Source organism: Streptomyces sp. NPDC050121, from assembly GCF_044460385.1.
GTDB lineage: Bacteria > Actinomycetota > Actinomycetes > Streptomycetales > Streptomycetaceae > Streptomyces > Streptomyces soliscabiei.
Window position 1 is genome coordinate 96,704 of record NZ_JBITJV010000036.1, and the last position, 8,596, is coordinate 105,299.

Here is an 8,596-nt window from a genome sequence, read left to right on the forward strand (position 1 = left end):
ACTGCTGGTTGACGCACAGGCGAGGGCGAGGGGGAGCCGGTCGTGCAGGATCTGACGGTCAACCTCATCGCTTCGTTGCTGGCGTTCGTCGTCGGGTGGCTCGGCCGCGCCCTGCTGCAGTACCGGCGGACCAGGAGGCCCGCCGCGCGCGTGTGGCGGCTCGACCGGCGCAGGCGGGTGGTGATGGTGGTCGCGGAGTCGACCGGTGGGACGCCGGGGCATCCGAAGATCTCCGAGACGGACGCCCTCGCGGCGATGAACCTGCGCCAGTTCCTCTCCCAGGAGCTGCGGCGGCACGAGGTGACCACGGTCCGGGCCAGGGCCTTCCAGATGGCGTCCGACGCCGAGGAGAACCTGGTGGTGATCGGCGGACCGGCGCGCAACGCCCTCTGGCAGGTGCTGGCCGACCGGCTGAACGTGCCGTACGCGTTCCGGCAGTATCCGACGGAGTACCGCATCGCCTCCGTGGACGGTGATGAGGAGTACGGGGCGTCGACGCCGGACGGGACGACGCTCGTGGATCACGCGATCGTCGTGCTGGCTCGCAATCCCTTCGCGCCCGGCAGCCGCCTCGTGATGATCGCGGGCTGTGCCCTGCTGGCGACGTCGGGCGTGACCCAGCTCTTCGCCCGGGGCGAGATCCGGGCACTGGCCAGGGCGTACGACACGGCGTCGCCGCTGGCGCTCGTGGTGCGGGTGGAGAGCGTCGGCGGGTATGTGCGCAGGCCCGAGGTGGTGGCCGCGGCCAACTTCGCGCAGGCCCCGACCGGCAGCAACGCGCCCGCCTCAGCCTCCTGAGGTGCGTGGCGGCAGTTTCGGGCGGGAGCGGTCCGGGGTGTTGGCGTAGTCGGGCGGGGTCGCCGGGGGGCTGGTGGTGAGGAGGTCGAGGGCGAGCTGGACGGCGTCGGCCAGTTGGGCGTGGCGGCCCTCGGCCCAGTCCAGGGGGGTGCGCTGGATCTCCAGGTCGGGGGTGACGCCCTTGTTCTCCACGGTCCAGCCGTACGCGTCGAACCAGGCCGCGTTCATCGGGACGGTGATGACCGTGCCGTCGCCGAGCTGATGGCGGCCGGTCATGCCGACGACTCCGCCCCAGGTGCGCTGGCCGACCACCGGGCCGAGCTGCAGCAGCTTGAACGCGGCCGTGATCATGTCGCCGTCCGAGGAGGTCGCCTCGTCGGCGAGGGCCACCACCGGGCCGCGCGGCGCGTTCGAGGCGTACGACACCGGCTGGGCGTTGCGGGTGAGGTCCCAGCCCAGGATGGTGCGGGTCAGTTTCTCCACGACCAGTTCGCTGATGTGGCCGCCCGCGTTGCCGCGCACGTCGACGATCAGCGCGGGCCGCGACACCTCCATCCGCAGGTCGCGGTTGAACTGGGCCCAGCCCGAGCCGCCCATGTCGGGGATGTGCAGGTAGCCGCACCGGCCGCCGCTCAACTCCCGTACCACGGCGCGTCGTTTGGCCACCCAGTCCTGGTAGCGCAGGGGGCGTTCGTCGACGAGGGGGACGACGGCCACCCGGCGGGAGCGGCCCGCCTCGCCCTCGGCGGGCGTGAAGGTCAGCTCCACGGTGGTGCCGCCGGCGCCGGCGAGGAGCGGGTACGGGCCGGTCACCGGGTCCACGGCCCGGCCGTCCACGTGCGTGAGCACCGCGCCCTCGCGGATCCCGGTGCCGGCCAGCGGTGAGCGTGCCTTGGAGTCGGAGGAGTCGCCGGGCAGGATCCGCAGCACCGTCCAACCGCCTTCGCGGTGTACGAAGTTGGCGCCCAGGAGCCCTTGCAGGCGCTGGTAGTGCGGTGGGCCCTCGTTGCGGCGGGCGGCGGTGACGTACGCGTGGGAGGTGCCCAGTTCGCCGAGGACCTCGCGCAGCAGGTCCGCGAACTCGTCGGGCGAGGCGACCCGTTCGACGAGCGGCCGGTACTGGTCGAGGACGGCGTCCCAGTCGATGCCGCACATCCCGGGCTCCCAGAAGTAGGCGCGGATCAGCCGCCCGGCCTCCTCGTAGGACTGACGCCACTCGGCGCCCGGGTCCACCTCGTGCATGATGCGCCGCAGGTCGATCCAGACCGTGGAGTCGAGGTCGCCGGACTCGACGGACGGCACCGCCCGCAGGTCGCCCTCGTCGACCACGACGAGCCGGGTGCCGTCGCCGCTGACCGCGAAGAAGTCCAGGTCGCCGACGAGTTCGGACTTCTTCGCCTTGCTGATGGTGAAGTACTCGAGCGTCGGCCGCCCGCTGGTGTCGTCCGGGTTGGCGAACGTCTCGCCCAGCGCGCCGGAGATCGGCCAGCGCAGCCAGACCAGCCCGCCGCCCGCCACCGGGTGCAGCGCCGAGTACTTGGACGCGGTCACCGGGAAGGGCGTGACGCGGCTTTCCAGCCCTTCGATCTCGACGGTGACGGCACCGCCGGCGCCTTCGTCTTCCTCCTCCACCGGGTCCAGGCCACCGGCCGCCGGACGGCCCTCCGGGGTCAGCGCGAAGGGCGAGGGGGTCGCCGACGACAGCGGCACGAGGTAGGGGCGGCAGCCGAGCGGGAAGGACAGGTCGCCGGTGTGCACGTCGTACACGGGGTCGAAGCCGCGCCAGGACAGGAACGCCAGATAACGGCCGTCCCGCGTGAACACCGGGTTCTCGTCCTCGAAGCGGCCGTTGGTCACGTCGATGATCAGCCGGTCCTTTGTGCGGGCCATCTTGATCTGGCGCAGGGAGCGTCCGATCCCCGGGTGCGACCAGGTCAGCCAGTTGCCGTCGGGGGAGAAGGCCAGGTCGCGGACGGGGCCGTTGACCGACGAGATCAGCTCGGTGACCTCGCCGTTCGAGTCCTCCGTGGCGTCTATGAGCAGGAGCCGGCCGTCGTGTGCGGCCAGGGCGAGCCGCTCGCCCTCCGGGTCGGAGACCATCTCCAGCACCCGTCCCAGCTCCCCGGAGGCCAGCCGTCGCGGCTCGCGGTCGCCACTCGCGCGCGGCAGGTGGGCGATCTCGACGGCGTCCTCGCCCTCCGCGTCCGTCACATAGGCGACCTGTCCGCCCGAGCCGAGCATCTCCGGCAGCCGCACCCGTACCCCGGGGGTGTCGGTGATCGTCCGGGCTGGGCCGTCGCGGTGCGTCAGCCAGTACAGGCTGCCGCGGACGACGACGGCGCTCGCGCGTCCGGTCTCGTCGACGGAGATGCCGTCCACGTGCTGGGCGGCCGGGATCTGGTAGCGCCGCCGTCCGGCCCGCGGCCCGCTCAGCCGTACGTCGATCCGGCGCGGCTCGGAGCCGGCGGCGAGGTCGTCGACGATCCACAGGTCCCCGGCGCACTGGTACACCACGCGGGTGCCGTCACTGGAGGCGTGCCGGGCGTAGAAGGCGTCGTGGTCGGTGTGCCGGCGCAGGTCGGAGCCGTCGTAGGCGCAGGAGTAGAGGTTGCCGACGCCTTCGTGGTCGGAGAGGAAGGCGATCCGGCCGCCGACGAAGAGAGGGGAGGCGAGATGCCCGTCGAGGCCTTCCAGGAGCCGCTGCCCGTGCAGCCACAGGCGGCCCGTGGCGCCGCCCCGGTAGCGTTTCCAGGCGGCGGGCTCGTGCGGCGGGGTGCCGGTGAGGAGCAGGGTCCTGCGCTCGCCGTCGATCTCGGCGACCTGGAGGTCGGAGACCGGCCCCCAGGGGAGTTTGCGGCCGGGGGCGCCGTCGGTGGGCACCTTGTAGGCCCAGGTGTAGTAGGAGAAGGGTTCACCGTGGGAGGCGACGGCGAGGATGTCGGCGTGGCCGTGCTGGTCGGGGGGTGTCCAGCCGCAGACCTGGGTGTCGGAGTTGCCCCAGTACGTCAGCCGCCGTCCCGGCCCGCCGTCGACCGGGACGAGGTGGATCTCCGGGACGAGACTGCGCCAGCTCGTGTACGCGATCAGGCGGCCGTCGGGGGAGAAGCGGGGGTGGCCGGCCTTGGTGCGGTCGACGGTGAGCCGCCAGGCGCGGCCCGGGTCGGCGAGGGGGGCCAGCCAGAGGTCGTCCTCGGCGACGAAGCACAACAGGTCACCGCTGAGGTGGGGTAGACGCAGATAGCTCACCTTCCCATGCTTTTCCGGGGGATGGACCGCAGCAACTTATGACATATGTGCGCATGCGGGCGGGGGGTATGGCAGGCGCCGGCAGAGCGCTGTCGGGCCGTGAGCCAAGACACGTACGAAACGGTTTCGTTTCGCAGAAGAGTGCGCTACATTCGTCATGTACGAAAACGAAACCGTGTCGGTTCGGAGTGGGAAGGTGAACGGGATGACTGAGGTCGCAACGGCGCGTCGCAGCCGTATCACCCCCGAGCGCGAGGCCGAGCTGTACGAGGCCGTGCTCGACCTGCTCCGCGAAGTCGGCTACGACGCCCTCACCATGGACGCCGTCGCCGCCCGCACCCGGTCCAGCAAGGCGACGCTCTACCGCCAGTGGGGCGGCAAGCCCGAGCTGGTGGCGAAGGCGGTCCGGCACAACAAGCCGGGCGGCTCCCTCAGTGAGATCGACACCGGGTCGCTCAAGGGCGATCTGCGCGCCCTCACGCTGCGTTCGGACGACTGCCAGATGGAACAGAACTCCGCGCTGATGCGGGGTCTGGCCATGGCGGTCCACGGCAACCCGGACCTGCTCAAGGCGTTCCGAGAGCACCTCATCGAGCCGGAGATGGCGGAGTTCCGTCATGTGCTGCAACGGGCGATCGACCGGGGCGAGGTCCGTGCGGACTGCCCGGCGGCCGAGTTCATGATGCACATGATGATCGGCGCGCTCGCCGCGCGCACGCTGCTCGACGAGCAGCCGCCGACGCAGGACTTCCTCCTTTCGTACATCGACGCAGTGGTCCTCCCCGCCCTCTGCGCCCCTGCCACCAGCTGACACCACCCCCTACCCGACCGTCCCCACGGTCCGCCCATCCTGACGTCACCGCTCACGTCGTCGGGCCGATCACCCCTGTCTCCCCGCGGGTTGGTCAACCCTGCCCTGAATACCCCACGACCTGACCGGGAGTACGCCTCCGTGGCCACGTTCCTCTACAAACTCGGCCGGCTCGCCTTCAGGCGACGGCACTTCGTCGCCCTGATGTGGGTCGCGCTGCTGACCCTCGCCGGTGTCGGCGCGGCCTCCGCGCCCGCCCCGGGCACCACCTCCTTCTCCATCCCCGGCGTCGAGGCCCAGAAGGCCTTCGACCTGCTGGAACAGCGTTTCCCCGGGGCGAGCGCCGACGGCGCGACCGGACGCATCGTCTTCAAGGCGCCCGAGGGCCAGAAGATGACGGACGCCGCCAACAAGGCGACCGTCGAGAAGACCGTCGACGCACTGGGCGACGGCTCCGAGGTCCTCTCCGTCGCCGACCCGTTCACGTCGCACGCCGTGAGCAAGGACGGCACGGTCGCCTACGCGTCCGTGAAGTACAAGGCCCCCGGCATGGAGTTGAAGGACTCGACCCGCAACGCCCTGGAGAAGGCCGCGGACGACGCCCGCGCCACCGGACTGACCGTCGACGTCGGAGGCGACGCCCTGCAGGCCGCGGCCGAGGCCGGAGCCATCGGTGAGGTCATCGGACTCGCCATCGCCGCGGTCGTCCTCGTCATCACCCTGGGCTCGCTGGTCGCGGCCGGACTGCCGCTGTTGACCGCCGTCATCGGCGTCGGCATCGGCGTCTCCACCATCACCGCCCTCGCCAACGCGCTCGACCTCGGCGACACCACCTCCACGCTCGCGCTGATGATCGGCCTCGCGGTCGGCATCGACTACGCGCTGTTCATCGTCTCCCGCTACCGCAGCGAACTCGCCGAGGGCCGGGACCGCGAGGAAGCCATCGGCCGCGCCACCGGCACCGCCGGCTCCGCGGTGGTCTTCGCGGGCCTCACGGTCGTCATCGCGCTGGCGGGCCTCTCGGTCGTCGGCGTCCCGATGCTGACCAAGATGGGCCTCGCCGCGGCGGGCACGGTCGTGGTCGCCGTCCTCATCGCACTGACCATGATCCCGGCGCTCCTCGGCTACGCGGGCAAGAAGGTCCGGGCGACGGGCGAGAAGCGCAAGGCGGGCAGCGACAAGCGCACGGCGGGCAGCGAGCAGGGCAAGCCGGCGGCCAAGCCCGGCCTGGGCACCCGCTGGGCGAGCTTCGTCATCCGCCGTCCGGCCGCCGTGCTGCTGCTCGGCCTGGTCGGCCTCGGCACCATCGCCGTCCCGGCCACCCAGCTGGAGCTGGGCCTGCCCGACGACGGCTCACAGCCGACGTCCACGACCCAGCGCCGCGCCTACGACCTGCTGTCGGAGGGCTTCGGCCCCGGCTTCAACGGCCCCCTGATGATCGTGGTCGACGCCAAGAACAGCGACGACCCGCAGGCCGCGGCCACCTCCGTCACCGACGGCATCAAGGACCTCAAGGACGTCGCGACGGTGACCCCGGCGGTCTTCAACAAGGCCGGCGACACCGCCACGATCACCGTCATCCCGGGCTCCAAGCCGTCCTCGACGCAGACCGAGGACCTGGTGCACGCCATCCGTGACCAGGGCGTCGGCGTCAAGGCCGACAGCGGCGCACAGGTCCTGGTCACCGGCACCACCGCGATGAACATCGACTTCTCGCAGAAACTCAACGACGCGCTGATCCCGTACCTGGGTCTTGTCGTCGGCCTCGCCTTCCTTCTGCTGATCGTGGTCTTCCGCTCCATCCTGGTCCCGCTGAAGGCGGCCCTCGGCTTCCTGCTCAGCGTGCTCGCCGCGCTCGGCGCCGTCGTCGCGGTCTTCCAGTGGGGCTGGCTGTCCGGCCTGATCGGCGTCCAGGAGACCGGCCCGATCATGTCGATGATGCCGATCTTCATGGTCGGCGTGGTCTTCGGACTCGCGATGGACTACGAGGTGTTCCTCGTGACCCGGATGCGCGAGGCATACGTCCACGGGGAGAGCCCGAGCCAGGCCGTGGTGACCGGCTTCCGGTACAGCGCCAAGGTCGTGGCCGCCGCCGCGATCATCATGATGGCCGTCTTCGGCGGCTTCATCAGCTCCAGCGAGTCGATGATCAAGATGATCGGCTTCGGTCTCGCGATCGCCGTCTTCTTCGACGCGTTCATCGTGCGCATGGCGATCGTGCCGGCGGTGCTGGCGCTGCTCGGCAAGAAGGCCTGGTGGCTCCCGAAGTGGCTGGACCGCGCCCTGCCCAACGTCGACGTCGAGGGCGAGGGGCTGCGCACGCGGGACGACGCCGACGCCTCCCGCGACGGCGACGAGGACCGGGAACTGGTACGCGCCTGACACGCGCCTGACCTGCCAGTACACCTGAAAGACCGCCGGTGAGGGCTCCGTGGGGACGGGGCGCCCTCACCGGCTCCTTCTTTGTGACCCACTTTCGGGTGAGGCGCGGTCCCGCCCAGGGCCGCGCGGGCCGGTACGGCAAGGGGTTCAGTGCGTTCGTTACATATATGGACATTGAAGGCTACTGTCACCACAATGTGGACGGCTCGTAACAAGCGGTGTCAATAAGGTGCTTGGTCCGTGGTCGGTGGTCAAGTGTCGGCCGTGCGGCCCGTTGGGCCGCGACCCGCACCAAGCAAGGAGACCTTGTGTCCGCTTCTGTTTCCGCTCGCTGCCTCGCCGCCGCCGCGCTCGCCGCCGCCGTGGTCGGGACGGTGGCGCTGCCGGCCTCCGCCGCCGACCACCCGCGTCAGGCCCGGCCGAAGGTGGAGATCAGCGCCGTGCAGTACGACGCACCGGGCCGGGACGACCGCTCCGGCCGCTCCCTGAACAGGGAGTGGGTCGAGCTGACCAACACCACCCGCAACGAGATCAACCTGGACGGGTGGACCCTCTCGGACGAGCGCGGAGACACCTACACCTTCCGCCACTACCGCCTGGCCGGCCGCGCCACCGTCCGCATCCACACCGGAGAGGGCCGCGACACCCGCACCGACCTGTTCCAGGATCGCCGACGTGAGGTATGGGACAACCACGCCGACACCGCCACCCTGCGCAACCACCGCGACCGCCTCGTCGACGAGGAGTCCTGGGGCCACGACCGCCACCACGGCGGGGACCGTGAGCACGGCTGGGACCGTGAGCACCACGGCGGGGACCGTCACTGACGAACCCGCACAGCCGGCGGCGCGTCCGACCCTTCCTTGGGGTCGGGCGCGCCGCTCGCTTTGCGCCGACGTCCTGGGAGGATGCGGGACATGCCGATGGATCCCCTGCGGGCGAGGGCCCGCGCGCTGTGGATGGACTTGGCCGGGGCGCCGGTGTCGTTCCCGCCGAGGGGTGAGGTCACCGTGGTGGCCTCCCCGCACTCCGGACTGTGCCCTGCGGGGTGGGTCGGCGTGGTCGCGCTGGGCGGATCGGCGATCGTGACCGTGCCGGGCGAGGGGGCGGCCGGGCCGGTTCGTGAGGCGTTGGCGGGACTGCCGGTGGCGGCGGTCGTGGACGGCGTCTCGGTCGGCGAGGTGCTGCCCGTGGCGCGGGTGCTCGGCCCGGCGGCGCTGGCGTACGTGTCCCCGGAGGGCTTCCGTTCGGCGCGGCCCGGCACCGTGAGGTGGGCCGCCGGGCGAGGTGGCAGCGGAGCTGCCCCTTTTCCCAGCGGCCTCCTCCCGAACCCGTCGTGCGACGTTAACCGCAACGGGC

Annotated in this window: 5 protein-coding genes and 1 pseudogene; 5 read left to right on the forward strand and 1 reads right to left on the reverse strand. The window is 71.3% G+C overall.

Going from position 1 to position 8,596, the window contains the following annotated elements:
* Positions 1 to 42: 42 nt before the first annotated feature.
* Positions 43 to 798, forward strand: coding sequence for a hypothetical protein (locus tag ACIBTS_RS38215; RefSeq protein ID WP_399325267.1), 756 nt, complete (start codon positions 43 to 45; stop codon positions 796 to 798).
* Here the strand turns inward: ACIBTS_RS38215 and ACIBTS_RS38220 are convergent.
* Positions 787 to 4,044 carry a S41 family peptidase gene (locus ACIBTS_RS38220; protein WP_399325268.1) on the reverse strand — a complete coding sequence of 1,086 codons (3,258 nt, stop codon included), beginning with the start codon at positions 4,042 to 4,044 and terminating at the stop codon, positions 787 to 789. The two genes, ACIBTS_RS38215 and ACIBTS_RS38220, sit on opposite strands and share 12 nt — an antisense overlap.
* Positions 4,045 to 4,249: 205 nt before the next feature.
* Between ACIBTS_RS38220 and ACIBTS_RS38225 the strand changes: the two genes are divergently transcribed.
* The 4 genes and pseudogenes from ACIBTS_RS38225 to ACIBTS_RS38240 all read left to right on the forward strand — a co-directional run.
* Positions 4,250 to 4,855 carry a TetR/AcrR family transcriptional regulator gene (locus ACIBTS_RS38225; RefSeq protein WP_399325269.1) on the forward strand — a complete coding sequence of 202 codons (606 nt, stop codon included), beginning with the start codon at positions 4,250 to 4,252 and terminating at the stop codon, positions 4,853 to 4,855.
* Between the two features lie 141 nt (positions 4,856 to 4,996).
* Positions 4,997 to 7,237, forward strand: coding sequence for an MMPL family transporter (locus ACIBTS_RS38230; RefSeq protein WP_399325270.1), 2,241 nt, complete (start codon positions 4,997 to 4,999; stop codon positions 7,235 to 7,237).
* A gap of 308 nt (positions 7,238 to 7,545) precedes the next feature.
* On the forward strand, positions 7,546 to 8,064 hold the full coding sequence (locus ACIBTS_RS38235; RefSeq protein ID WP_399325271.1) for a lamin tail domain-containing protein: 519 nt from the start codon (positions 7,546 to 7,548) through the stop codon (positions 8,062 to 8,064).
* A 90-nt stretch (positions 8,065 to 8,154) separates the two neighbouring features.
* Positions 8,155 to 8,596, forward strand: a pseudogene (locus ACIBTS_RS38240) (hypothetical protein); the annotation flags it as partial.

What these genes read in the sequence shown, in the direction of transcription:
- ACIBTS_RS38225 (WP_399325269.1), top strand. Translation starts at nt 4,250, where the DNA reads ATGACTGAGGTCGCAACGGCGCGTCGCAGCCGTATCACCCCCGAGCGC.